We start from the raw sequence: 20,865 nt of genomic DNA, 5'->3' as shown, positions 1-20,865 counted from the left end.
GGCGCTGTTTTTCGCGCTGATGACTGTTTTTGGTTTTGCGGAAAACAGTCGTCAGCGTTAGTGGCGGCTTGTTTAGCGCGGGTCCCGCTCGCAACCGATCCCGTCGCCGTCGCGATCCAGGTGGCTGGCGTAGCCAGGCTGGCCTGCGTAGATCGGGCTGCCGATCGCGTTCCAGACTGCGGTGCAGTTCTTGTAGTACGCGGCCGCCGGTGCCGGCTCGGGCGCGCGGGCGGGGGCGACGAATTGGTGCTGCTGCTGTTCTTGCTCGAGTCGCTGTTGTTCCGCGATGCGGGCGCGTTCCGCCTCCTCGGCCTCGCGCTGCAGCCGGGCTGCCTCTTCGGCGCGGGCGCGCTCGGCGGCCTCGCGTTCCGCGGCTTCCCGGGCGGCGGCTTCTGCGCTACGGGACGCGGCGGCGGCACTAGCGCGCGAGGCCTCGGCCTCCGTGTTCCGGGTAGTGGACAGCGCGGCGGACGAGCGCGTGGTGGTTGCTGCCGACGCACTGGTCGTGGTGTTCGCCACCGGCTCGGTCGGCGCGGGCTCATCCTCGGCCGGCATGAGGATGAGGCCAGCCATGACCAGCACCGCACTGAGCGCGCTCACGCCCGGCCAGTGGCGCGGCGTCTTCTCGGGCGGCCGGGGCGTGCCCATCCCCTGGATCACGACCTGGTCGGCCTCGGTGAGGAACTGCGACAGGTACGCGTTGGTGCGGACCGTGTCTTCGTACTGCTTCACGGCCTTGTTGTCCCTGGACGCGCAGCGAAGCCACCACAGCGAGGGAATGAGGAAGGCGACGCCGACCAGCACCATGGCGACCATGGCGGCGAATTCCTGGTCACCAAACACGCCAGCGAGGACACACAGTGCGCCCCAGGCGACGGCAAGCCACGCGACAGACTGCCCGAACAAGCCCGGGGCGCGGGCCAGATCCTTCGGGTTTGGGGCCGCAACCTGAAGCGACGTACTCACGGTGGTAAACCTCCTGGGCAGAGCTACTTTCTACCCCTTAATCTAGCCAATGGGCCGGAGAAAACGTATTCGTGCGCAGGTCTAGAACTGGAGGTTCGCAAGGCCCGAAAGGTCCGGCAGCTCCGGAAGTTCAAGCCCGAACTGCGGGCCGACCGTGGCGAGCAGCGCAAGCGAGACGCCCAAGACTGCGAGCAGGGAGAACACCACCACACCGGCGGTGGCACCAGCCGAGGAGGCGCGGCCCTGGTCGGGCTGCGAGCTACCCGGCGCGGGGTCGTGCTGCGGCGGGGGGCTGGTGGGCAGGTCGATGTGGGCGAGCTTGGCGTCGCTTGCTACAAGGTCGCGGCAGTCCCACGCGGCCTGGGCGAGCACGTTTTCGTAGGCCAGGCGGGTGTTGAAGTATTCGCCGGTGGCGTCGTTTTGGATCACCGCCGCGAGCGCCTCCGCGTCCTTCGGCTTCAGGCCCGGGAAGTGGCGGACAAGCGCGCTGGTCAGGGATTGGGCGTGGGTCCGGTCGCGCGCGCTGGCCTTCGGGTCGGCGTAAGTGGGGCGGGTTTCGCCTTCCGTGGCGCCGACTTGGGCAAGATCCGCGACTTCCGATCCGGTTGGGCCGAAGGGGATGTCGGCGCTCGAGGCGGAGTCGCGCACGTCCAAGTAATGCTGCGCAAGCGGCTCCGGCATGAGCTTCTTCAAAAGTTCAACGTCGGTGTAAGTCGCGGCTTCTGGGTAGACGCGCTCGATGGCGCTGACCCACTTGCCCACCAGGAGCTTGCCGCCGAGGTTCTTCTCCTCGTCGGCGTAGGTCTTGGCAAACTCGCGCTCGGCGGCGGTGGTCACCACCGAGCAGGTTGTCTCATCCTTCGGCGCGAGGTCGGCGGCGGAGGCAGAAGTGGCGGGAACGACGAGGCCCGCAGCGACACAGGTAGCAACGGTGGCGGGCATGAAGAAACGGCGCATGACGGCTTTCCTTTCTGTGAAATGCATAAAACCCTTCTACTCCATTCATCGTTTGTAGCTGGGAAAACGTAACGGGGCGTCGGAAAGCAATGGGCCCCACTGTGGGAAAATGCTGTGAGGTGTGGCATACTTTTGCCCATTGTGACACGAAACACCAACAGAAAGGTGAGCGCATGAACTCGCTCTTCCTGGTATTTATCGGCCTGGCTATGCTGGGCTCGGGATACCTGCTGTACTCCAAATTCCTCGGAAGGCGCGTCTACCAGCTCTCTGACAGCTACCAGACGCCCGCGCACACCATGGAAGACGGCGTGGACTATGTGCCCACCAACAAGTACGTGCTGTGGGGCCACCACTTCACCTCGGTCGCCGGCGCCGCGCCGATCATCGGCCCCGCTGTGGCCGTGATCTGGGGCTGGCTGCCTGCGTTCCTGTGGGTCACACTCGGCACGGTGTTCTTTGCCGGGTTGCATGATCTGGGGGCGCTGTGGGCGTCGCAAAGGCACAAGGGCCAGTCGATCGGTACGCTGTCCGGCCGCTACATCGGCGCGCGCGGCCGCAACCTCTTCCTCGTGGTCATCTTCCTGCTGCTGCTCATGGTCAACACCGCGTTCGCCGTGGTGATCTCCAACCTGCTCATCTCTACCCCGTCGGCCGTGATCCCGACCTGGGGCGCGATCCTCGTCGCCGTGCTCATCGGCCAGGCGATCTACCGGTTGAAGTGGAACCTGCCGCTCGTCTCCGTCGTCGGGGTGATCGCGCTCTACGCGCTGATGGTGCTCGGCGACCGCGTGCCGGTCACGCTGCCGGAGACCGTCCTGGGCATCCCGGACCGCGGCATCTGGATTCTCCTGCTGTTCATCTACGCGTTCATCGCCTCGATGCTGCCCGTGTGGGTGCTGCTGCAGCCGCGCGACTACATCAACGGCCTGCAGCTCTTTGTCGGCCTGATCATCCTCTACGCCTCGTTCCTGGTCGTCCGCCCGGAGATCGTCGCGCCGACGCTGAATAACGCCGTGCCGGAGGGCACCCCGAGCATCTTCCCGCTGCTGTTCGTCACCATCGCCTGCGGCGCGATCTCCGGCTTCCACGGCATCGTCGCGTCCGGTACCTCGGCGAAGCAGCTGGATAAGGAAACCGACTCCCGCTTCGTCGGCTACTTCGGCGCCGTCGGCGAGGGCCTGCTCTCGCTCGGCACGATCATCGCCACCACCGCCGGCTACAAGACGCTCACCGACTGGGAGAACGTGTACAACGAGTGGAACGCCGGCGGCGTCGACGCGTTCGTCGAGGGCGGCGGCGCGCTGATGAACCAGGGCCTCGGCATCCCGACCTCCCTGTCCGCAACCATCCTGGCCACCATGGCCGTCCTGTTCGCCGCCACCACCATGGATTCCGGCATACGCCTGCAGCGCATGGTGGTCGGCGAAATCGGCGAGATCATGGGCGTGAAGCTTTCCGGCCTGGTCGCCACGTTCATCGCCGTCGGCGCCGCGCTCGGCCTGACCTTCTCCACCGGCCTCGACGGCTCCGGCGGCATGATCATCTGGCCGCTGTTCGGCACCACCAATCAGCTCATGGCAGGACTGACCCTCTCCATCCTGGTGGTCATCCTGACCAAGCTGCGCCGCCCGACCCTGCCGCTGCTCATCCCCCTCACCTTTGTCACGCTCATGTCGCTGTGGGCCGCGATTCTGCAGCTGGGCACGCTATTCGCAGCCGGTAACTGGCTGCTGCTTGTCATCGATGTGATCATCATCATCTGCGCGATCTGGGTCGTCGTCGAAGCCATCACCGCGATCAGCAAGGCCCGTCGCGAGCCGGCGATGGAATGGTCCGACGAGTATGAGCCTGCGCAGTAAGCTGGCCGCGTTCGGCGCGGGCCTCAACGAGTTCTACCAGGCGCCTTACCGGCGCGAATTCGCCCGCGCCGCGCGCGAGGAGGACGACCTGTTCACCCTGCTGGTCGCTTCCGAAATGCTCGGCATCCCCAACCCCGCCAGCTACTACACGCTCGAACTTTTGCCCCTGCTTTACGACGACTTCCACGCCTGGCACACCCGCATGGGCATGGAACGCTCACCACTCGACGGGATTTCATGCTGCTAGACGCCCCAGTCATGTTCTTCGGCGGCAAAGGCGGCGTCGGCAAGACAACCGTCTCCGCCGCCACCGCCGTCCGCCTCGCCGCGCGCGGCCGCCGCGTCCTGCTCGTCTCCACCGACCCCGCCCACAATCTCGGCCACATCTGGGGCCAATCGCTTCACGACGACCCGCTCACCCTCGAGGACCACCTCGACGCCATCGAACTCGACCCGGCCGCCATCACGGCGCAGCACCTGCGCACCGTCGGCGAGTCCATGCGCGCGATGATGCCGGAGCGACTCCACGGCGAGGTGGACAAGCACCTGGAGATGTCGCGCCACTCCCCCGGCATGCACGAGGCGGCGCTGCTCGAACGCATCGCGGACCTGGTTAGCGCTTCCGACTACGACCACCTAATCTTCGACACCGCCCCCTCCGGCCACACCTCCCGACTCATGGCGCTACCCGAGCTCATGGCGGCCTACACCGACGGTCTGCTGGCCCGCCGCGACAAGTCGGACAAGTTCAGCGAGCTCGTCCGCGGCATGGGCGGCGATTCTACCGGCTCGCCTGTCGACCGCCGCAACCAACAAATCCGCTCCACCCTGCTCAAGCGGCGTCGCAAGTTCGAGCGACTGCGCTCCGTGCTTACCGACCCCACCCAGTGCGTCTTCCACATCGTGCTCACCGCCGAACGCCTGCCCGTCATGGAATCGATGGAGTTCTACGAAGAGCTTTCCTCCCACGGCGTGCACGTCGGCGGCGCGGTGGTCAACCGGCGCACGCCGGATGAGGCGGGCGAGTTTTTGGCGCAGCGCCGCCGCGTCGAGGACGACGCGCTCGCGCTTTTGCACCTGCCGGTCCCGGTGCACGAGCTGCCGTGGCTGCCGGGCGAAATTGGTACGCGCGCCGCCCTCGAGCAGATCGCCGCGCTGCTGTAGGGCGGCTAGAAGAACCCGTCGAACGCGGCGGCCTTCTTCGCCAGCCGCTCCAGGCGCGACTCCGTCATCGACGCGATCTGGTCCACAATCACCCGCTCGCGCTCCGTATCCGTTTCCGCCGCCTCGAACCAGGTGCGAAAGATGGTGTCGAGCGTGCCCGGCGCGCCCGCGCGCAAGTACTCGTGGACACGGAAGATCCGCTCGCGCTGCCTGTCCTGCCGCGCCAAGTGCGCAGGCACGTCCATCACGTAGAGCACGGCGACCGTCTTGAGCAGGCGGACCTCGGCCTCCACGTCCGGCGGGATCACGAGGTCCCCGTGCTGGCGGCCGAGCCCGGTGGAAAGCGCTTGGTTCGCCTCGTCCGCAAGCGTCGCCTGCGTGACCCCGCCGACGTAGCGGCCCACCAACTGCGAGGTCAGCGCCTTGAGCCCCGTCCAGGACTGCAGCGTGAAGTCGAAGTCGGCGGCCGCGGCGATCGCGGGCATAGAGCGCAGCCGGTCGGCGGCGTCGATGAGCGAGTCCGCCGTACCTCCGAACGCGGCCGCGCCCTTTTCCGCCAGCGCCGCCAGCTCCACGAAGTCCCACAGCACCTTAAGCGACACGCGCCCCGACACGATGCCGTCTTCCACATCGTGGACGGAATACGCGATGTCGTCGGCGAAATCCATCACCTGCGCCTCCATCGGCGGCCGGCTATCAACGTGCCCGGCGCGCGCCCAGGCGAGCACGTCGGCGTCCTCGTCGTAGGCCGAGTACTTGCGGTTGACGGTGCCGTCGGCGTTGGTGCGGGTCCGCGGGTATTTCACGGCCGCGTCGAGGCTGGCGCGGGTGAGGTTGAGGCCGTATGACGTGGCGTCGACAAGCACTTTGGGCTCGAGGCGAGTCAGGATGCGTAGCGTTTGCGCATTGCCCTCGAAGCCGCACGGCGCCACGGCGTTGAGCGCGTTTTCGCCGTTGTGGCCGTACGGCGGGTGGCCGATGTCGTGGGTCAGGCCGGCCATTTCGCACAGGTCGGGGTGCAGGCCGAGCCCGGCGCCGATGCCGCGGGCGATCTGCGCGACCTCGAGCGAGTGCGTCAGGCGCGTACGCGGCGTGTCTCCGTCGCGGGGGCCGACGACCTGCGTTTTGTCGGCGAGCCGACGCAGCGCGGCGGAGTGCAGCACGCGCGCCCGGTCGCGCGCGAAGACGTCGCGGGTGTCGTGGCCGGGCGCAAGCTGCGCCTCCTTGACGGCCTCGGGCGCGCGGCGCGCCACGTCGTCGGAGTTGTAGGTGTACACGACACCCAGCGTAACGGTTACGCTGGTGGGCATGTATTCGCGCTACCTTCGTATCCTCGCCGCCGCATCACTCATCGCGGCACCTGTGCTTCTCGACGCCCCCGCGCACGCCCAAGCCCCCGCCGCAAGCGCGCCCGCCTTGCTCACCGCGCCCGTGACCGACGACGCCGGCGTGCTCACCGACGCCGAACGCGCCGAACTCGAGCAGGCCGTGAACAACGTGTCGAAGGAGAAGCACCTGTCGCTGCGCATCGTCTACGTTGACTCGCTCGGCGGGATGACCGGGCAGCAGTGGGCGGAGCAAGCCGTCGCCGCCAACGGCGCGAACACGGGCGTGCTCGTGGTTTCGCCCTCGGAGCGCGGCTACGGCGTGTTCGGCGGCGACGAGTGGCAGCAGAGCGAGATCGACGCGATGAACGACGCCGCCTACGACAAGCTCGTCGACGAAGACTGGGCCGGCGCAGGCCTCGCCGCCGCAGACGCTGCGGTTTCCGGCGGCGGTTCGGGCGCGGGCTGGGCCGCGGGCGGCGTGGGCGTGCTCGCGCTTGCCGGCGGCGGCGCGTGGGCGGCCAGCCGCCGCAACTCCAAGAAGCGCGGCGCGGCGCAGCTCGAGTCCGCGAAGCAGCTCGCGCCGGGTGATACGGATTCGCTCGGCCGCCTGCCCACCGCGACGCTCGAGGAGCTGGCGCGCGAAAGCCTCGTCGCTGCCGACGAGTCCATCACGCAGGGCAAGAACGAGCTGAAGCTGGCCTCCGACGAATTCGGCGCCGACCGTGTGCGCCCGTTTACCGCCGCGATGAACCAGGCCACCTCGACGCTGCAACGCGCCTTCCACACCCACCAGAAGCTCTACGACGCGATTCCCGAAACCGAGCCGGAAAAGCGCGCGATGCTCATCGACATCATCTCCTCCTGCGGCGAGGCCGAGCAGGCGCTGCAGGCGAAGACCGAGGAGTTCAACCAGATGCGCGGCACGCTCATGCGCGCCGGCGAGGAGGTGGACAAGGTGCGCGCCCGCACGATCGACATCCGCGCCCGCCTCGAGCCCGCTGCCGCGCGCCTCGCTGAGCTGCGCGAGCGCCACACCGAGGGCATGCTCGCCTCGCTCGCCGACAACGTCGACGTCGCGCGCGAGTCGCTCGACGAGGCGGAGGCGCAGCTCGAGCAGGCGGCGCAACTCGCCGCGAAGCCCGCCGGCCAGCAGGGCCCGCTTATCGACGTCCTCGCGTCCGCCACCAACGCCATCGACGTCGCCGACCACAACCTCGCCGCCATCGAGCACGCCGAGGATAACCTCCGCAACGCGCAGACGAACCTGCCCGCCCTCATCCAGGAAATCAAGGACGAGCTCGCCGAGATCGAGCAGGTCAAGGGCTCCACGCAGCAGGGCGCGCGTATCGACGTCGGCGCCCTCGACCGCATCGCCGCCACCGCGCGCGAGGCGCTGGACCGGATTGGCAACCGCGCCGAGACCGACCCGCTCGCGCTCTACACCGAGCTCAGCGACGTGGACGCACGCATTGACGCCGAACTCGACCGCGCCAAGGGTGCCGCCCACGACCAGTCGCGCGCCCTGCAACTCTTCGACCAGCAGATGCGGGTGGCTACCAGCCAGATCCAGTCCGCCGAGGACCTCATCCGCTCCCGCGGCCGCATCATCGGCTCGCACGCGCGCTCGCTGCTCGCCGAGTCCCAGCGCCAGTACGCCGAAGCGCACCGGCGCCGCGTCGACGACACGCGCAACGCCATCGACTACGCCCGCGCCGCCACCGACACCGCACGACGCGCCCACCAGGCGGCCAAGGACGACGTGGACAACTACCGAGCGCAGCGGAACCGGCAGACCGCCAGCGACGTCGCGCGCGCCGCGATGTGGGCGGCGATCTTCTCCGGCGGCGGAGGCGGCGGCCACCGCGGCGGCGGCGGCGGAGGATTCGGCGGAGGCGGCGGATTTTCCGGCGGCGGTGGCGGCAACGTCAGCCGCGGCGGCACGTTCTAGTTTCCTGCATGAAACGTTGCCGACGCCGCGAAATGGTCGTAATCTGAGAAAGTAAGACCGGACTAAGAGGAAGGAGTCAGTGCAATGCGCTCGTTACTGAGCCACAAGCTCACTGGCACCGAGATCAGCGAACTCGAGTCGCTCGCCCGCTGCTCCGCCTCCCCCACCATCCGCGACCTGCTCCGAGAGATCGCCCGCGCTGCCCGCCAAGGCGAAGACGTCGTCGCCGCAGACCCGCGCGGCAACTAGTAGTAGGTCCGGCGCACGGCCGCATCCACGTAGGTCAGCGACCACGTGATGAACACCAAGTCCAGCGTGAGGGCCGAGTGCAGTTCCACCTCGAGCGAGCCATCTGCTTTCGGCGTGGTCACCGCGCACAGCTCGCCTGCCGCGTCGCGTATTTCCCTGCGCCCGCGCATGCCGACCCGGGTCAACGTGTAGTCGCGGTCCCCGCAGTGCGCGGTGTAGCGCGACACCGTCAGCGACCGCTTCCGCACCGCGAACTCCTCGCCGTCGGCGCTCTCGGCGCGCAGGTGCGCCGGGTTCATGCTGCGAAAGCGCAGCGTGTGGCAGCCGAAGCGCAGGACATCGCGGTCGCCGTCTACATCAACGTCCGCGACCGCGTCCTGCCCCCGGTACAGCGTATGCTCGCGCCAGATCACAGCACGAAAACCATGACTGCGACGAGCGAGAACAGCAGCAGCGTCGCGATCAGCACGTTGGAGGAGACGAGTTTGCGTGCTTCGAGGATTTCTCGGGAGATCCAGGCCAGCGACGCGACGTCGATAAGCGGCAGGGTCGTTTCGCCCTCGAACTCCAAGATGGCCTTGCGCACGCCGTTGTGATCGGACGTAAATTGCCCGACCTTGGTGCCGTTGGCGTCGTCGACGATCCAGTTTTGCGACGTCTCGCCCACAAACTCGTAGCGACGCCCTTCAACCTCGACGGTAATCTGGCGCGAACGCTTCAGCGAGTCGTGCGCGCGCACGATCTCCACGCCGTCGCGCGTGGCCACTGCGCCGGACTCCGGCGACGCGACCAGGTCCCACTGCTTGCCACCGACGTTCGCCCGCTCGTGCGTGAACACGCCAAGCACCTCGGGGCCCGCCTCGGCGAGCAGCTTCAGGTTGTCACGGTCCGTGCGATCCCAGCTGACGTAGTGCATTAGCAGCCGATCAGGCGGGCGGCCAGGTACGCCTCGAGCTCGTCGATCTTCACGCGCTCCTGCTCCATCGTGTCGCGCTCGCGCACGGTGACGGCGCCGTCCTCGAGCGAGTCGAAGTCGTAGGTGACGCAGAACGGGGTGCCGGTCTCGTCCTGGCGGCGGTAGCGGCGGCCGATCGCGCCGGAGGTGTCGAAGTCGACGTTCCAGTGCTGGCGCAGCTTGGTCGCGAGCTCCTGCGCGGGCTCGGCGAGCTCCGGCTTCTTCGACAGCGGCAGCACCGCGACCTTCACCGGCGCGAGGCGACGGTCCAGCTTCAGCACGACGCGGGTGTCGGTGCCGCCCTTCGCGTTCGGGGCCTCTTCCTCGTGGTAGGCGTCGATGAGGAACGCCATCATGGCGCGGCCGAGGCCGGCGGCGGGCTCGATGCAGTACGGGATCCAGCGCTCCTCGTTCTGCTGGTCGTAGTAGGACAGGTCCTCGCCGGAGGCCTCGGCGTGCGTCTTCAGGTCGTAGTCGGTGCGGTTGGCCACGCCCTCGAGCTCGCCCCACTTCGAGCCGGCGAACTCGTAGGCGTATTCGATGTCGACGGTGCGCTTGGAGTAGTGGGACAGCTTCTCCTGCGGGTGCTCGTAGAGGCGCAGGTTATCCGGGTTGATGCCCAGGTCGACATACCAGTCGTAGCGGTTGTCGATCCAGTACTGGTGCCACTTCTCGTCCTCGCCCGGCTTGACGAAGAACTCCATCTCCATCTGCTCAAACTCGCGGGTGCGGAAGATGAAGTTGCCCGGGGTGATCTCGTTGCGGAAGGACTTACCAATGTTGGCGATACCGAACGGCGGCTTCAGGCGCGCCGACGTCATCACGTTCTTGAAGTTGACGAAGATGCCCTGCGCCGTCTCGGGGCGCATGTAGTGCAGGCCTTCCTTGTCGTCGACGGGGCCGAGGTAGGTCTTCATCAGGCCGGAGAATTCCTTCGGCTCGGTCCAGTTGCCGGGCTGGCCGGTCTCGGGGTCGTTGATGTCGGCAAGCCCGTTGGCCGGCGGGTGGCCGTGCTTCTCCTCGTAGGCCTCAAGCAGGTGGTCGGCGCGGTAACGCTTGTTGGTGTGCAGCGACTCAACGAGCGGGTCGGTGAACACCTCGACGTGGCCGGAGGCCTCCCACACCTGGCGCGGCAGGATGATCGACGTGTCAACGCCAACGGTGTCGGGGCGGGAGGTGACCATGTGGCGCCACCACTGACGCTTGATGTTCTCCTTCAGCTCCACGCCGAGCGGGCCGTAGTCCCAGGCAGAGCGGGTGCCGCCGTAGATCTCACCGGCGGGAAACACCAGTCCGCGGCGTTTGCAAAGGTTGACGACGGTATCGATCTTGCTGGCTGCCATGCCTAGCCTCCTGTACTCGGGTTACACGTAACGCTGACAGTCTAGCCTGTCAGCGCCTTCACTTATCGACGCCCCACGCACCTCCTCCCGCCCGCTCACCCAGCACAATCCCAAATCTTTGTCTACACTGAGAAAACCATGAGCGACGTCGCGTGACCGTGCACTTCCGGCAACTTCGGCCTGAATCTCGGCACGGATGCCGACTGAAGTTCACCGTGCCCATTCGCAGTCGAAGAGAAAGGCCCGGGCCATGTACTCGCCCGACCACCCAGCCCCCGACCTTGACCTGACCGCCGATCTCATCAGCGCCCTCGATTCCCGAACGCGCATCGAAATCCTGCTCCTGCTCGCGGAACGCAACCACGTCGTCCGCGAGATCGTGGAAAAGCTCGGCAAGTCGCAGCCATCGATCTCCCAACACCTGCAGGTACTCAAAAGCCTCCACCTCGTGACCGCAGTACGTCGCGGCCGCGAGATCATCTACTCCCTGCCCCGGATGGAGATTATCGACGTCATCTACGCCCTTGGCAAAGTCGCCGAAGACACCCTGCCCACGCCGCCCGGCAAGAGCAAGCGGGCGAAGAAAGCGCGGAAGACGAAGAAGGCGCAGAAGCCGCAGCCAGTGCAGAAGCTGCAGCAGCCGCGCAAGCCGGAGCCGCCGCGGCTAACGTACATCAGCTCCGCCATTCCCATCGAGGAGTATGAGAAGCTCCACAGCCGAGATAAAGACCACGAGACCCGCGCCTTGGGCAGTAGGGCTACGGTAGACAGGTATGGCACTGCAGCGACGTACCAGCACCCCGAAGGAACCGATCCCTAAGCTCGGCCCGCGGATGACGCGCCAGCGGACGGCGATTGTTGAGACGCTGCGCGACGTCGATAAGTTCGCCACCGCGAAAGACATCCACCAGGAACTCCACGCCCGCGGCGAGAAGGTGGGGCTGACCACCGTCTACCGCACCTTGCAATCGCTGGCGGAGATCGACGCCGTCGACGTGCTGCAAAACTCCGAGGGTGAAACGCTCTACCGGCACTGCCTCACCGAGCACCATCATCACCACCTCGTCTGCACCAAGTGCGGACGCAGCGAGGAAATCGACGGCGGGCCCATCGAGTCGTGGGCGAAAGACACCGCGGACGCGTTTGGCTACGAGCTAGTCGCACACGACGCCGAGATCTACGGCGTCTGCGCGCCGTGCACGGGTAAGGGCGGCGAGTAGCGCTACTTGTCGGCGAACTTGTCTACCGCGCCGCCGAAGCGGCGATCGCGCTTCGCGTACTCGTAGACCGCGTCGAACAGGTCCTCTTTGGTGAAGTCCGGGAAGAGTTTTTCCTGGTAGACCATCTCCGCGTACGCCGACTGCCAGAGCAGGAAGTTCGACGTGCGCTTCTCCCCGCTCGGGCGCAGGAACAGATCCACGTCCGGCATGTCGGGGCGGTAGAGGTACTGGGAGAACGACTTCTCGGTGATGTCCTGCGGGCGGATCTTCCCGTCGCGGGCGTCGGCGGCGAGTGTGCGCACCCCGTCGATGATCTCGGCGCGGCCCCCGTAGTTAATGCACATGGCCAGGGTCAGGCCGGTGTTGTCCTGCGTGAGCTCCTCTGCGGCCTCGAGTTCGCGCAGCACCGAGCGCCACAGTCGCGGCCTGCGCCCCGCCCACACGATGCGGACGTTCTTCTCGTGCAGCTCGTCGCGCTGGCGGTGCAGCACCTCGCGGGAAAAGCCCAGGATGAAGCGGACCTCTGAGGCCGCGCGCCGCCAGTTCTCGGTGGAAAACGCGTACGCCGACAGCCACTCGACCGTGCCCATCTCGATGCACGCATCTACGCAGTCCATCAGCACCGCCTCGCCCTGCTTGTGGCCTTCCGTGCGCTTAAGCCCGCGCTGCTGCGCCCAGCGGCCGTTGCCGTCCATGACGAGCGCGATGTGGCGGGGGATGAATTCAGGGTCGATCTGGCGCGAAGTCATTCCCCCATTATGCCTGTTCCATCATCCGCAAGCTCTTCAACCCGGCCTCCAGGTGGTACTGCAGGTGCGCCGTGGTGGCGCGGTGGACTTGGGCCAGCACCGTCGCGCTCGCACCTGCGTGCGGCGTGGCGGGCGCGTACGCGTAGCCGTTGGCGAGCAGCCACATCGCGTGCAGCGTTTCCGGGTCCACCTCGAGCGAGCCGGGCGGGCGGCAGTTGGTACATACCGCCCCGCCTACCGCCGCGTGGAACGCGTGGTGCGGGCCGGGTCGCTCGCAATTGGCGCAGTTGTAGAGGGACAGCCCCCAGCCGGCGTGTTCGGTGGCGCGCAGGATGAACGCGTCGAGGATCTGCGTCGGGTCGTTAGCCGTTTGCAGTTGCGCGATCGCGTTTTTGACCAGGTCGAACAAAACGGCGTCGCCCTCTTCGTAGGTCAGCTTCTCCGCGGTTTCCAGCACCGCGCAGGCCGCAGCGTAGCGCTCGAAGTCTTCGATGATGTGCGCGCCGTGGTACGCCACGGTGTCGGCGGCGGTGATCGTGGACAGGCCACGGCCCGGGTAGACCTGCACGTCGAGGTCAACGAAGGGCTGCAGCCGCGAACCGAACCGGGACCGCGATTTCCGCACGCCCTTCGCCACGCCGCGGACCAGCCCGTGCGTGCGCGTGAGCAGCACGATGACGCGGTCGGCCTCGCCGAAATCGTAGGTTCGCACCACGAACGCCCGGTCGCGCCACGACGGGCGCGAGCCTCCTCGCCGCCTAGAAGCCAAGACGACCCAACGCCTTCGGGTCCTGCTGCCAGTTCTTCAGCACCTTGATCCGCAGATCCAGGTACACGTTGCGGCCAACGAGCTCAATGATCTGCTTACGCGCGCGGTGGGTAATACCCGACAGACGGCGGCCGCCGGGACCTTCGAGGATGCGCTGCTGGCCAGGCCGCTCGAGGTAGATCACCGCGTAGATCATGGTCCGTTCCAGGTTATCTGGGTCGGGCACCATCTCATCGACTTGGACGGCGACCGAGTGCGGCAACTCGTCGCGAAGCCCCTGCAGCGCCTCCTCGCGGATCAGCTCCGCGATGCGCGCTTCAATCCCCTCGTCGGTAACGTCTCCAACGGGGTAGAACCGCGGGCCTTCGGGCAGCTGGCTAATCAGCACGTCGAGCAGCACGTCCGTTTGCACCCCGCCGGTCGCGGACACGGGCACGACCTCGCTGTCCGGGCCGAGCAGCTCGTGCAGCTCGAGCAAGCGCTCGCCGACGGTGTCGCGCGACGCTTTGTCCAGCTTGGTCACAATGCCCACCACTGGCGTTTTCGGCTTGATGCGGCGGATTTGGTCGAGGATGTAGCGGTCGCCAGGGCCGATTTTCTCGTCGGCGGGGACGGTGAAGCCGATGACGTCGACGTCGGCAAACGTGTCTTTCACCACGTCGTTGAGCCGCTCGCCGAGCAGGGTGCGGGGACGGTGCATTCCCGGGGTGTCGACGAGGATGACCTGCGCGTCGTCCCGGTTCACGATGCCGCGAATCGGCCGCCGCGTCGTCTCCGGCTGATCCGCCATGATCGCGACCTTCTCCCCCACCAGCGCGTTCGTCAGCGTCGACTTCCCCGTATTGGGGCGGCCGACGAAACTGACGAAGCCTGAGCGGAAGCCCTCCGGAGTGTTGGTAAACCCGGCGGCACCGGCGTTCGCGTCGTCGGGCAGGTCGGCTTCATCGGGGAAGAAAGTGCTCATAGGCCGCAATCTTACCCGGCGCACCCCGCAAACCGTGTGACGCTAGTGCGCGCCTTCCGGTTGCACTGCGTGCAGGTGGCGGCCTTTCGTCCGTTTGCGCGCGGCGTCGGCTTCGCGGTACTCGGCAAGGTCGGCGCGCCGCTCCCGCCGCTCATCCTCCACGAAGCGGGCCTTGCCGGTCGCGTCCGAGACCCACGCGAGCTTGCCGTTAATCCGCTCCATGCGCCCGAAGCCCTTCTGCCCGTTGACGCCGTTGTGATACGGGCACAGCCAGCACAGGTTCTCCGGCTTGGTTTCGCCGCCGCGGACGTGCTCGATGAGGTGGTGCGCTTCGCACTCCTCGGAGGGACAGTTGCAGCCGGGCCAGCAGCAGGTTTGCGATTCCGCGTCGCAGGCACGGCGCTGCTTGTAGGTGGCGATCCGCCCGTCGTAAGTGTTGATCGGGCCGAGTGTAGGCCCGGTCAGCGTGATCAGACACTGTTCGCGCAGCTCGCGCTCGACGACTTCGGCACCGGTGAGGATGGTGCCGTCGGTAAGCTCGACGAGCACATCGTCGCCCTCGCCGTGGATGACGCGGACGATGTCGTGCACGCTGAGCACGGCGTGCGTGGTGATATCGCTTTGCACGATGGGTCGGTGCGTTCGCAGCCACTCGACCGGATCAAGCGGGCGGCCATCCTCGTCTTTCGCGTTTTTCAGCGTGGTCACGAGCGGCTGGACGTCTTTCGACGGCCCGGTAATCGACATGGTGATTTTGTCGCCGACGCGGCGCGTGCGCAGGCCGTCGACAAGCGGCTTCTTCGGCTGGTACTTGCCCTTGATGCGGCGCGCGGCCCGTCGCACAGTCTGCGTATCCCCAGCTATTTGGCACAGTTCCTCCCGGAAGCGCCAGCGCGCGTTCGCATCTTTTATGTTGCGCGAGGCTTGCTTAACGACGGCCAACGTCTCCACACAGAAACGCAACCGCCGCGCCGACTCTCGACATCGTTTTTGATATCTCGAGTGGGACACCGGGCCGTAAAAGAGCTCGGCGAGTTCTATGAGGTCGGTCGCGTAGTCGTCGGGGATGTCGAGGGCAATGAGGTCGTCGTAGGTCTTTCCCTCCTCCGCAACCCAGGCGACGAGCGCCATGCCGTCGTTGCGGAGCGAGAAGTAATTTTCGATTGCTTCGTTAGTTAACATGCGAACAACACTAACGTATATCGTTCGTTTCGTCAACAGTTTGCGGGAAATTTATCTTTCCGCAGCCTATAGCACATTCTGGCCATCTCATTCGACGCGCAGGTTTCGGAAGCGATTCACCGCAGCAAGAATTTCGAAGGCGCGCGGCAACGCGAGGTGCCCCGGGTGAGCGCGTCCCGGCGCGAGCGCCTCAAGGCCCGCGGCGAGCTCTTCGCACAGGGCGTCGGCAACGTCGGCAAGCGATGCTCCGCCGTCGGCCAAGGCGTCGATCCGCTGGAGCGCGAGCGCGATCGCAGCCACCTGCGGCGCCCCGGCGAGTTGTGAGAGATTCCGCAGGTCAATAGCACTTTTCCCAATGGTGATCGTCTCATCCCCGCGCGCTTTCGGCGGCTTCGGGCCGCGCCTAAACTGCGGCCCGACCAGGCGGCGCACATCGGGGCCGAACATCTCCGCAGACACCGGCAACTGCGCCGGTGCATGGCCCCGACCAATCTCGTGCGCGCGGACGGTCACATTGGCGGGCGTGTATGCGTGCATCGCGATAACCGTATCCGCAAGCCCCAAAAACGCACCGGAACCACCGGCGACGAGCACCGTCGACACGCCGCGCCGCACATAAAGTCCCCGCACTCGAGCGCTCAGCGGCGTAATCGGCTCCCGATCATCCGCGATGAGCTGGCCCATCACGGAGTCTCTGAGCATGAAGTTGGTGGCGGAGGTGTCTTCGTCGATAAGCAACGCGGTTGCGCCAGCTTGCAACGCCTCGACGACGTTCGCCGCCTGCGAGGTCGAGCCCGAGGCGTTTGCGGTGGAGAAACGGGTGGTATCCGCGCCGTTCGGCAGGTTGGTAATGAACGGGGAGATGTCTTGCGCCGTGACCGGCCTGCCGTCTTCAGCGCGGACGGCGGTTGCGTCGGCGCGGGTGAGGGCGAACTCGCGGCCGTCGCCAAGCGTGTGCGCGTAGACGCCGCGCTCGAGCGCGCGCAGCAACGTCGATTTGCCATGGTAGCCGCCGCCGACGATCACCGTGACTCCCTCCGGCACGCCCATGCCTTTCACGCGTCGGCCGCTGGGCAGGTCGAACTTCTCGCGCAGGCTCCGCGGACTGCGGAACGGCACCCCGTCCGGCAGCGGGAGGTCGCTCGCCCCGGAACGCCGCGCAAGCATCGCCCCATCAGCCACAAACGCCACAAGGCTGCGCTTCGGTAACTCGGCACGCAACGCCTCCTGGTCGCGCAGTAGCCACACGGCCCGCTCGAGCGCGGCGCGTTCAGTGCGCATTCCAGCGGCGACGGCGGCCGTCATATCGTCCACGAGCAGCGTCGCCGCCTGTCGACCCAACACTCTGCGACCACGCGCGGGCAGGCCCACAAGCAGGCGAAACTCGATGCGGTCGCGCGTGACCAGAACGTTCGTGCGCTCGATGACCTCCTGACCAAGCTCGCCGATACTGATCGTGTTCGACTTCCCGCTACCGCCGCCCGCACGATGCGTGCCGACAAGGTGCGCGGCAACCGCGCGCGCCAACGCGTCCGCAACCGCAACACGGTCGAGCCGCGAGTCCGTAAACTCCGGGGCTAGGTCGAGCTCCGCGCGCGGCACAATGACCCGCACCTTCGACGGAGCCGCGAAAGGGTCCGCCTGCACGCGATCCACCGCGATCTGCCACTGCCCGTTCTCGTCGCGATACGTGCCCGCAAGCTGCTTATACGCGCCGTACCCCGCGCCGTCGATCTCCCTGCAGCGCGCGGCTAACTGCGCCCACGTGCCGCTGGTTCTCCGCTGCGCCCTCCGACGTTTCCTTCGCTGTTGTGCCATACCGCCACCGTAACGGCCAGGACCTGCAGCGCACCTCGTGGGCACCCCCAGGAGAGGGCGTTCACGCAAGACACTTTTTGTCACTGGCATTACACTGGTGCCACTTCCGTGACCCGCATAACGACACGAAAGCGAGCGACATGCCGTTCTACGAATTCCGCTGCCACACCGGCCACACCACGGAGCGACTCTTGCCGATGTCCTCGGACACCCGCACCACCGAGTGCAAAACCTGCGGCGACGAGGCGACCCGGGTGATCAGCGCGCCTGCGGTGGCGGGCGTCGACAAGCGGAAAGCCCGCCTCGTCGAAGCAACACAGAAGAGTGCGTACGAACCCGCAGTGGTCAACTCGGTACCGCGTTCAGGTAACCGCCGCGCCACCCCAGTTTCGCACAACCCACAACACGCAAAACTGCCCAAACCCTAGGAGGAACCATGCCTCAGAATCTCTTCCCACTCGATTCAACGAAGACGTTCCCCGAACAGGAGCACGTCGGCCACAACCGCTGGCACCCCGACATCCCGCCCGTTACCACAGTGCAGCCCGGCGACTCTTTCCGCATCGACTGCCGCGAGTGGTTCGACGGCGACATCCACAACGACGACAGCGCCGACGACATCCGCGACGCACCGCTGAACAAAGTCCATGCGCTGTCAGGCCCGTTCCGCATCGAGGGTGCAAAGCCGGGCGACCTGCTCATCGTCGACATCCTCGACGTAGGGCCGATCCCACAAGAAGAAGGCCCGCTCGCTGGTCAGGGCTGGGGCTACACCGGTATCTTCGCCAAGAAGAACGGCGGTAGCTTCCTCACCGACCAATTCCCCGACGCCTACAAGGCCGTCTGGGATTTCAAAGGCCAGACCGCCACTTCCCGCCACATCCCAGGAGTGAGCTTCACTGGCATCATCCACCCCGGCCTTATGGGCACCGCGCCCTCCCACGAGCTGCTGAATACCTGGAACCAGCGCGAAGCAGCGCTCATCGCCACCGACCCCGAGCGCGTCCCACCGCTCGCGCTGCCGCCCGAGCCAGAGCAGGCCATCCTTGGCTCGCTGACCGGTGCCGACTTCGACCGCGTCGCCGGCGAAGGTGCGCGTACTGCCCCGCCGCGCGAAAACGGCGGCAACCAGGACATCAAGAACCTGTCCAAGGGCACGCGCGTGTTCTACCCCGTCTTCGTCGACGGCGCGAACTTCTCCGTCGGCGACCTCCACTTCTCCCAGGGCGACGGCGAGATCACCTTCTGCGGTGGCATCGAGATGGGCGGCTTCATCGACGTTCACGTCGACGTCATCAAAGACGGCATGGCGAAGTACGGCGTGAGCGAAAACGCCATCTTCATGCCCGGCAACGTCGAGCCGCGCTACAGCCAGTGGCTCGCGTTCTCCGGCACCTCCGTCACGCTCGACGGCGAGCAGCGCTACCTCGACTCGCAGCTCGCCTACCAGCGCGCGTGCCTGCACGCCATCGACTACCTCACCACGTTTGGCTGGTCGCCGGAGCAGGCCTACCTCCTGTTGGGTGCCGCGCCGATCGAGGGGCGTTTCTCCGGCGTCGTGGACATTCCGAATGCGTGCGCCACGGTGTACCTGCCGACGGAAATCTTCGACATCGATATCCGCCCCGGTGCCGGCGAACCGCCGCGCATCGATCCGGGTATCGGCGCGCCGCGCTCGTCGTTCGACTAGGCCGTCCGCGCGGGGTCGACGATGCAGTCCTGCAGCTCGATCAGCGGCAGCTCGTCAAGCCCGCGCTCGCGCACGGCGCGCACCATCGCCCCCATCGTTCCGGCGAGGTGGGTTAGGCGGTCGTGCTGCGGGGCGTCGATAAGCGCGGCGTACAGCGCGGTAGCCAGATCGCCCGCGCCGACGACGTTGCCGCCGAGCCGTGGGGCGTCGATGCGCCGCACGCTTGCCGACGCCACGTCGACCATCCCAATCGTCGCCGGATCCCCCGTCTCCACAGACGTGATCAGCGCATTTTCGCACAGCGACCGCGCCGCGTCCGCGAGCGTTTCGGTGTAGGCGGTATCAGCCGGGTCGAGGCGCTGGCCGGTGAGGAGTTCGAGTTCCCATTGGTTGGGCGTGATGGCGTCGGCAAGCGGGATGAGCGTGTCCGTGTAGACGTCCGGGATGTCGTCGCTGACGAACGAGCCGACCTCCGCGTTGCCGATGACCGGGTCGCACACGTACCGCGCCTGCGGGTTCGCCTGCTTGATGGCTACGACGGCGTCGTGGACCACCTCCGCCATCTCTGCGGTGCCCAGGTAGCCGCTGACAAACAGGTCGACCTGCGGGAACGCGAACTCCATGCCGCGCAAGATCTCGCGCACCGTGTCCGCGCCGAGAACCGGGCCGCGCCACGTGGGGTACTCGGTGTGGTTGGAAAAGTTGACGGTGTGCACCGGCCACACCTCGTGGCCCAGCCGCTGCATGGGGAACACGGCGGCCGAGTTGCCGACGTGCCCGTATGCCACCGCAGACTGCAACGAGATGATGTTCACTACAGTTTTTCCACGCTGAACTGCAGCTGCGGGTCGGCGTAGTAGTCCTGCGCCTCGACCAGCTTCAGCTCCGGCGAGTCGGTCTCGAAGGTCATCCGCAGCATGTCGTAGACGGAGCTGGCGGTGCGCGCGAGGGCGTCGGCTGCGTCCCCGCCGCGCAGGTAATGGCCGGTAAACAGGGCCGCGGTCACGTCGCCGGAGCCGTTGCGCTTGAACGGCAGGCGCGGGGTGCGCACGATCCACGCGCCGTTGTCGTCGACGGCGAGCATCTCGATGGTGTCCTCCGGTGCGTCGGGGCGCTCGACGGAGGTGACCAGCACGGTCGACGGCCCCATGTCGCGGGCAGCGTCGACGGCGGCAAGCGTGGAATCGAGGTCGGTCACGTCGCGCTCAGTGAGGTAGCCCAGCTCGAACTGGTTCGGCGTGATCAGATCCGCGACCGGCACGACCTTGTCGCGCAGCAGCGGCGGGATGTTGTCGGAGACGTGGCAGCCGGATTTCGCGTTGCCCATCACGGGGTCGCAGGCGTAGATCGCGTTCGGGTTCTTCGCCTTGACCTGCGCGACTGCGTCGATGATGACGTCGGCGATGTCGTCGCCGCCCTGGTAGCCGGACAGTACAGCGTCGACGCGCTCGAGTGCGCCGCGCTCATCCATGCCGGTAATGATCTCTGCGACGTCGGCCGCCGGGATCATCGGGCCCGTCCAGTGGCCGTAACCGGTGTGGTTGGAGAAGTTGACGGTGTAGACTGGCCACACCTCGTGGCCGATGCGCTGCAGCGGGAACACGGCGGCCGAGTTGCCAACGTGCCCGTAGGCGACGGCCGACTGGATAGAGAGAATGTTGCTCATGGCACCTATTGTGCACCCGCGCCGCACAACGCCCG

The 20,865-nt window shown here is 66.7% G+C and carries 22 protein-coding genes; 9 read left to right on the top strand and 13 right to left on the bottom strand.

Translation table 11 applies throughout. The features are described from left to right. Positions 1–72: 72 nt before the first annotated feature. A complete protein-coding gene (locus tag HMPREF2550_RS12455) occupies positions 73–966 on the bottom strand; it encodes an excalibur calcium-binding domain-containing protein (protein WP_141760538.1) in 894 nt (297 codons plus the stop codon). Between the two features lie 81 nt (positions 967–1,047). After that, positions 1,048–1,923, bottom strand: a complete 876-nt coding sequence (locus HMPREF2550_RS06420; protein WP_070790381.1) for a hypothetical protein — start codon at positions 1,921–1,923, stop codon at positions 1,048–1,050. A gap of 173 nt (positions 1,924–2,096) precedes the next feature. Here HMPREF2550_RS06420 and HMPREF2550_RS06415 point away from each other — a divergent pair, with 173 nt between their 5' ends. The 3 genes from HMPREF2550_RS06415 to HMPREF2550_RS06405 are packed head-to-tail and all read left to right on the top strand — an operon-like array spanning position 2,097 to position 4,949. Beyond that, the gene (locus HMPREF2550_RS06415) at positions 2,097–3,785 is read left to right on the top strand and encodes a carbon starvation CstA family protein (protein ID WP_070790380.1); all 1,689 of its coding nucleotides are present in this window, start codon (positions 2,097–2,099) and stop codon (positions 3,783–3,785) included. Then, positions 3,769–4,032: a cory-CC-star protein gene (locus tag HMPREF2550_RS06410; RefSeq protein ID WP_070790379.1), complete on the top strand. Its 264-nt coding sequence runs from the start codon at positions 3,769–3,771 to the stop codon at positions 4,030–4,032. Before HMPREF2550_RS06415 ends, HMPREF2550_RS06410 begins: the two co-directional genes overlap by 17 nt. Continuing rightward, positions 4,023–4,949 carry an ArsA family ATPase gene (locus HMPREF2550_RS06405; RefSeq protein ID WP_210400215.1) on the top strand — a complete coding sequence of 309 codons (927 nt, stop codon included), beginning with the start codon at positions 4,023–4,025 and terminating at the stop codon, positions 4,947–4,949. Before HMPREF2550_RS06410 ends, HMPREF2550_RS06405 begins: the two co-directional genes overlap by 10 nt. A 5-nt stretch (positions 4,950–4,954) precedes the next feature. Here HMPREF2550_RS06405 and HMPREF2550_RS06400 read toward each other — a convergent pair whose 3' ends face one another. Continuing rightward, complete coding sequence (locus HMPREF2550_RS06400) at positions 4,955–6,259, bottom strand: deoxyguanosinetriphosphate triphosphohydrolase (RefSeq protein WP_070790378.1); 1,305 nt, start codon at positions 6,257–6,259, stop codon at positions 4,955–4,957. On the opposite strand from HMPREF2550_RS06400, the gene HMPREF2550_RS06395 reads away from it, so the two are divergent. Both HMPREF2550_RS06395 and HMPREF2550_RS12260 read left to right on the top strand, forming a co-directional pair. Next, entirely contained in the window at positions 6,258–8,225 is a 1,968-nt protein-coding gene (locus HMPREF2550_RS06395; protein ID WP_070790426.1) for a TPM domain-containing protein, read from the top strand. The two genes, HMPREF2550_RS06400 and HMPREF2550_RS06395, sit on opposite strands and share 2 nt — an antisense overlap. Positions 8,226–8,309: 84 nt before the next feature. Then, a complete protein-coding gene (locus HMPREF2550_RS12260; RefSeq protein WP_168167093.1) occupies positions 8,310–8,474 on the top strand; it encodes a hypothetical protein in 165 nt (54 codons plus the stop codon). On the opposite strand, the gene HMPREF2550_RS06390 is transcribed toward HMPREF2550_RS12260, so the two are convergent. From HMPREF2550_RS06390 to HMPREF2550_RS06380, 3 genes are read right to left on the bottom strand one after another with little or no spacing between them, the layout of a single operon-like run. Continuing rightward, a complete protein-coding gene (locus HMPREF2550_RS06390) occupies positions 8,471–8,887 on the bottom strand; it encodes a hypothetical protein (protein ID WP_070762216.1) in 417 nt (138 codons plus the stop codon). The genes HMPREF2550_RS12260 and HMPREF2550_RS06390 overlap by 4 nt on opposite strands. Further along, complete coding sequence (locus tag HMPREF2550_RS06385) at positions 8,884–9,390, bottom strand: hypothetical protein (RefSeq protein WP_070790377.1); 507 nt, start codon at positions 9,388–9,390, stop codon at positions 8,884–8,886. The genes HMPREF2550_RS06390 and HMPREF2550_RS06385 overlap by 4 nt, the downstream gene beginning before the upstream one ends. Next, on the bottom strand, positions 9,390–10,772 hold the full coding sequence (locus HMPREF2550_RS06380; RefSeq protein WP_038591851.1) for a glycine--tRNA ligase: 1,383 nt from the start codon (positions 10,770–10,772) through the stop codon (positions 9,390–9,392). The genes HMPREF2550_RS06385 and HMPREF2550_RS06380 overlap by 1 nt, the downstream gene beginning before the upstream one ends. A 250-nt stretch (positions 10,773–11,022) precedes the next feature. Here HMPREF2550_RS06380 and HMPREF2550_RS06375 point away from each other — a divergent pair, with 250 nt between their 5' ends. Both HMPREF2550_RS06375 and HMPREF2550_RS06370 read left to right on the top strand, forming a co-directional pair. Continuing rightward, positions 11,023–11,592 (top strand): ArsR/SmtB family transcription factor, encoded by a 570-nt coding sequence (locus HMPREF2550_RS06375; protein ID WP_070790376.1) that lies wholly within the window; start codon positions 11,023–11,025, stop codon positions 11,590–11,592. Further along, positions 11,546–11,992 carry a Fur family transcriptional regulator gene (locus HMPREF2550_RS06370; protein WP_070790375.1) on the top strand — a complete coding sequence of 149 codons (447 nt, stop codon included), beginning with the start codon at positions 11,546–11,548 and terminating at the stop codon, positions 11,990–11,992. Before HMPREF2550_RS06375 ends, HMPREF2550_RS06370 begins: the two co-directional genes overlap by 47 nt. Positions 11,993–11,994: 2 nt before the next feature. Here HMPREF2550_RS06370 and HMPREF2550_RS06365 read toward each other — a convergent pair whose 3' ends face one another. The 5 genes from HMPREF2550_RS06365 to HMPREF2550_RS06345 all read right to left on the bottom strand — a co-directional run bounded on the left by HMPREF2550_RS06365 (position 11,995) and on the right by HMPREF2550_RS06345 (position 17,474). Then, positions 11,995–12,741: an isoprenyl transferase gene (locus HMPREF2550_RS06365; protein WP_070790374.1), complete on the bottom strand. Its 747-nt coding sequence runs from the start codon at positions 12,739–12,741 to the stop codon at positions 11,995–11,997. Positions 12,742–12,748: 7 nt separating this feature from the next. Then, entirely contained in the window at positions 12,749–13,453 is a 705-nt protein-coding gene (gene recO, locus HMPREF2550_RS06360) for a DNA repair protein RecO (RefSeq protein WP_246819773.1), read from the bottom strand. A gap of 46 nt (positions 13,454–13,499) precedes the next feature. Then, positions 13,500–14,474 (bottom strand): GTPase Era, encoded by a 975-nt coding sequence (era, locus tag HMPREF2550_RS06355; protein WP_083319809.1) that lies wholly within the window; start codon positions 14,472–14,474, stop codon positions 13,500–13,502. Between the two features lie 42 nt (positions 14,475–14,516). After that, positions 14,517–15,656 (bottom strand): HNH endonuclease, encoded by a 1,140-nt coding sequence (locus HMPREF2550_RS06350; protein ID WP_070790372.1) that lies wholly within the window; start codon positions 15,654–15,656, stop codon positions 14,517–14,519. 87 nt (positions 15,657–15,743) lie between these two features. After that, on the bottom strand, positions 15,744–17,474 hold the full coding sequence (locus HMPREF2550_RS06345) for an ABC-ATPase domain-containing protein (RefSeq protein ID WP_070790371.1): 1,731 nt from the start codon (positions 17,472–17,474) through the stop codon (positions 15,744–15,746). Between the two features lie 140 nt (positions 17,475–17,614). Here HMPREF2550_RS06345 and HMPREF2550_RS06340 point away from each other — a divergent pair, with 140 nt between their 5' ends. Both HMPREF2550_RS06340 and fmdA read left to right on the top strand, forming a co-directional pair. Beyond that, a complete protein-coding gene (locus tag HMPREF2550_RS06340) occupies positions 17,615–17,902 on the top strand; it encodes an FmdB family zinc ribbon protein (protein WP_070790370.1) in 288 nt (95 codons plus the stop codon). Between the two features lie 8 nt (positions 17,903–17,910). Then, a complete protein-coding gene (gene fmdA / locus HMPREF2550_RS06335) occupies positions 17,911–19,164 on the top strand; it encodes a formamidase (protein ID WP_070790369.1) in 1,254 nt (417 codons plus the stop codon). On the opposite strand, the gene pdxY (HMPREF2550_RS06330) is transcribed toward fmdA, so the two are convergent. Together pdxY (HMPREF2550_RS06330) and pdxY (HMPREF2550_RS06325) are read right to left on the bottom strand one after the other, a co-directional pair. Next, positions 19,161–19,979, bottom strand: a complete 819-nt coding sequence (gene pdxY, locus HMPREF2550_RS06330; protein WP_070790368.1) for a pyridoxal kinase — start codon at positions 19,977–19,979, stop codon at positions 19,161–19,163. The two genes, fmdA and pdxY (HMPREF2550_RS06330), sit on opposite strands and share 4 nt — an antisense overlap. Then, entirely contained in the window at positions 19,979–20,830 is an 852-nt protein-coding gene (gene pdxY / locus HMPREF2550_RS06325) for a pyridoxal kinase PdxY (protein ID WP_070790367.1), read from the bottom strand. Before pdxY (HMPREF2550_RS06325) ends, pdxY (HMPREF2550_RS06330) begins: the two co-directional genes overlap by 1 nt. Between the last annotated feature and the right edge of the window lie 35 nt (positions 20,831–20,865).

The organism is Corynebacterium sp. HMSC074A01, from assembly GCF_001831515.1.
Classification (GTDB): Bacteria; Actinomycetota; Actinomycetes; order Mycobacteriales; family Mycobacteriaceae; genus Corynebacterium.
Note: the sequence above shows the minus strand (reverse complement) of the source record. Positions and strands in the feature narration are given on the sequence as shown.

Excerpts from the sequence above, each read along its gene's own strand:
- HMPREF2550_RS06405 (WP_210400215.1), top strand. The coding sequence starts at position 4,023 with ATGCTGCTAGACGCCCCAGTCATGTTCTTCGGCGGCAAAGGCGGCGTC.
- HMPREF2550_RS06395 (WP_070790426.1), top strand. The coding sequence starts at position 6,258 with ATGTATTCGCGCTACCTTCGTATCCTCGCCGCCGCATCACTCATCGCG.
- era (WP_083319809.1), bottom strand. The coding sequence starts at position 14,474 with ATGAGCACTTTCTTCCCCGATGAAGCCGACCTGCCCGACGACGCGAAC.
- pdxY (WP_070790367.1), bottom strand. The coding sequence starts at position 20,830 with ATGAGCAACATTCTCTCTATCCAGTCGGCCGTCGCCTACGGGCACGTT.
- HMPREF2550_RS06365 (WP_070790374.1), bottom strand. The coding sequence starts at position 12,741 with ATGACTTCGCGCCAGATCGACCCTGAATTCATCCCCCGCCACATCGCG.
- HMPREF2550_RS06345 (WP_070790371.1), bottom strand. The coding sequence starts at position 17,474 with ATGGCACAACAGCGAAGGAAACGTCGGAGGGCGCAGCGGAGAACCAGC.
- HMPREF2550_RS06380 (WP_038591851.1), bottom strand. The coding sequence starts at position 10,772 with ATGGCAGCCAGCAAGATCGATACCGTCGTCAACCTTTGCAAACGCCGC.
- fmdA (WP_070790369.1), top strand. The coding sequence starts at position 17,911 with ATGCCTCAGAATCTCTTCCCACTCGATTCAACGAAGACGTTCCCCGAA.
- HMPREF2550_RS06410 (WP_070790379.1), top strand. The coding sequence starts at position 3,769 with ATGAGCCTGCGCAGTAAGCTGGCCGCGTTCGGCGCGGGCCTCAACGAG.
- HMPREF2550_RS12260 (WP_168167093.1), top strand. The coding sequence starts at position 8,310 with ATGCGCTCGTTACTGAGCCACAAGCTCACTGGCACCGAGATCAGCGAA.
- HMPREF2550_RS06340 (WP_070790370.1), top strand. The coding sequence starts at position 17,615 with ATGCCGTTCTACGAATTCCGCTGCCACACCGGCCACACCACGGAGCGA.
- HMPREF2550_RS06375 (WP_070790376.1), top strand. The coding sequence starts at position 11,023 with ATGTACTCGCCCGACCACCCAGCCCCCGACCTTGACCTGACCGCCGAT.
- HMPREF2550_RS06400 (WP_070790378.1), bottom strand. The coding sequence starts at position 6,259 with ATGCCCACCAGCGTAACCGTTACGCTGGGTGTCGTGTACACCTACAAC.
- HMPREF2550_RS06350 (WP_070790372.1), bottom strand. The coding sequence starts at position 15,656 with ATGTTAACTAACGAAGCAATCGAAAATTACTTCTCGCTCCGCAACGAC.
- HMPREF2550_RS06370 (WP_070790375.1), top strand. The coding sequence starts at position 11,546 with ATGGCACTGCAGCGACGTACCAGCACCCCGAAGGAACCGATCCCTAAG.
- HMPREF2550_RS06420 (WP_070790381.1), bottom strand. The coding sequence starts at position 1,923 with ATGCGCCGTTTCTTCATGCCCGCCACCGTTGCTACCTGTGTCGCTGCG.
- HMPREF2550_RS06385 (WP_070790377.1), bottom strand. The coding sequence starts at position 9,390 with ATGCACTACGTCAGCTGGGATCGCACGGACCGTGACAACCTGAAGCTG.
- HMPREF2550_RS06415 (WP_070790380.1), top strand. The coding sequence starts at position 2,097 with ATGAACTCGCTCTTCCTGGTATTTATCGGCCTGGCTATGCTGGGCTCG.